The sequence below is a fragment of the Luteibacter sp. P4_E6 genome (assembly GCF_056401535.1).
Window position 1 is genome coordinate 1 of record NZ_JBFUJE010000584.1, and the last position, 2307, is coordinate 2307.

The window sequence follows — 2307 nt, forward strand, 5'->3', positions numbered from 1 at the left end:
GTCCGAYCGAAGCCCTTTATCTCGGGCAATCATCGGGCCGCATCGGTGAGTGGATTGCGACGCTTCCGATTATCGGGCCGTCGTTAAATCGTTACCTGCTCAGCAAGTCGAACAAGGTCCATGATCGCCCCTCCGCCCCTCCGGGTAATGTCACGGCGCTCGCCATCTACCTGCTGTCTCGCTGGCGCGCCCACAAGTTCGGTCGCATGCTGGCCATGGCTCGCAGCGGCGTCCTCGTGGTGACCGATCGCTACCCGCAGTCCGAGAGGGCCGGCTTTAATTTCGACGGCCCGCAGCTGGCGAAAACCGAAGGTGGCAACTGGTGGGTCCGCCGCCTCCGGGGCAGCGAACGGCGCCTCTACGAATGGATGGCTGCCAGCGTCCCGATGCTGGTGATCCGGCTCAATGTGGACGCGGAGACCGCGCATGCCCGCAAGCCCGACCACAAGCTGTCCTCGTTGCGCGAGAAAGCCGCGGGTTGGCCGCACCTGACGTTCAATGGCGCGCCCATCCTCGACCTCGATGCACGGGACGACGCGGCTTCGGTCCTGAATTCGTCGCTGCAGGCGATTCGCGCCGCGCTCGAAGCCTCGCCCACCCAGGCGGCAGCGGCGTGACGGCCAGTACAGTGGGACCAAAAAGCCATATCGACACCTCGACACGTTCGGTCACCGGACTCATCGCCGTGGTCGGATGCGACGGTACGGGCAAGTCGACGCTGACCCACGATCTTGTGAAGACACTGAGCCACGATGGCCCGGCTGTCCGCCGTTATTTGGGGCTTATCTCCGGCGAGACCGGCGACAAGATCAAGCGCCTGCCGCTGATCGGCCCCCGCCTGGAGAAGCGCCTCGCCGCGAAGGCTGCGCACGCCCAGGACATGAAGAACAAGCTGCCCAATGCCTTCGGCGCCCTCGTCATGTACGGCCTGTCGCTGTGGCGTGCGGCTCACCTGCGGCGGGTGGTCCGCCTCGCGGAGCGCGGAGTGACGGTCATCACCGACCGCTATCCACAAGCGGAAATCGCCGGCTTCCGTTACGACGGTCCGGGCCTGGGCATGGCGCGCAGCCACCACTGGCTGGTGCGCAAGCTGGCAGCACGTGAGCAGGCGCTCTACGAGCGCATGGCGGCGATCCGCCCTGCCCTGGTGATCAAGCTGGATATCGACCTTGCCACCGCACAGGGCCGCAAACCCGATCACGGCACGGCCGAACTGAATGACAAGATCGCGGTGATGAGGCGGCTCCAATACAACGGCGCCTCCCTCTTCAATCTGGACACGCGCGTGCCGTACCCCGACGTATTGCAAAAGGCTTTGCACGCCATCACTTCGTCCACCTCGACGCTCCCGCTCGTCCACGACGCTGCTGCCTAGCGCGTTGTACAGCGAGTTTCGCTGTCCCACCCCTCCTGATAGACGACTGACGTGAACACTGTTTCTCCAACTGCGACGCAAGCACCGCTATGGCGCCGCCTGTTGATCCGGGGCGGTAAAAACTTCCTGCGCTGGAGCGGTAGCTTCCAGGCGAAGCATTCGCTCGTGCCTACGACGCCGGTCATCGACAACAAGGAGTTCGACTGGGTACCGCGCCTCGAGGCCGCCTGGCCAGAGATCCGCGCCGAGCTCGACCACCTGCTCGAGCACCCGGAGGACATCCCGGCGTTCCACCAGCTCTCGCCCGACCAGAAGCGAATTTCGAAGGGCGATAACTGGAAGACGTTTGGCTTCTACATTTACGGCAAGCGCGTGGACGAGAACTGCGCCGTTTGCCCCCGTACGGCGGCGGCCCTGGATGGGTTGCCGGGCATGCGCACCGCCATGTTTTCGATCCTGAAGCCGCGGTACCGCATCGACGCGCATAAGGGCCCGACCCGTGCGGTCATCCGGGCCCACCTGGGCGTGAAGGTGCCGGCTGACTGGAAGAACGTGTGGATCCGGGTCGACGACCAGATCCTCCACTGGCACGAAGGCAAGGTGGTGCTGTTCGACGACAGCTTCGAGCACGAGGTCCACAACGATACGGACGAGTACCGGGCGGTGTTGTTCATCGACATCGACCGGCCGAGCGACCGGATTGGCACGCTATTCAATCGCGCGATCTTCGCTCTGATCCAGGCGAGCCCGTACGTCAAGGCCCCGCTGAAGAACCTCGCGAAGTGGAATCGGGAGCACAAAAGGCACTGATCGGAAAGGCCGTCGAAAGGACCCCGACTTCTGGCTGTAGCGTTGCTGAAGCAACTTCCGTATTCTTTAACGAAAGATTGAGTAAATTCTTAACAAACCGACCAATTATGGTACCATTAGGT

The 2307-nt window shown here is 63.2% G+C and carries 3 protein-coding genes; all 3 read left to right on the forward strand.

All coding sequences use genetic code 11. The features are described 5' to 3' along the window. On the forward strand, positions 1-617 hold a 617-nt coding region (locus AC1DT2_RS21070; RefSeq protein ID WP_477298513.1), incomplete at its 5' end, for a nucleoside/nucleotide kinase family protein. After that, entirely contained in the window at positions 614-1375 is a 762-nt protein-coding gene (locus tag AC1DT2_RS21075) for a nucleoside/nucleotide kinase family protein (protein ID WP_477298514.1), read from the forward strand. The genes AC1DT2_RS21070 and AC1DT2_RS21075, both read left to right, overlap by 4 nt. Before the next feature lie 51 nt (positions 1376-1426). Further along, positions 1427-2185: an aspartyl/asparaginyl beta-hydroxylase domain-containing protein gene (locus tag AC1DT2_RS21080; RefSeq protein ID WP_063570617.1), complete on the forward strand. Its 759-nt coding sequence runs from the start codon at positions 1427-1429 to the stop codon at positions 2183-2185. Positions 2186-2307: the final 122 nt, after the last annotated feature.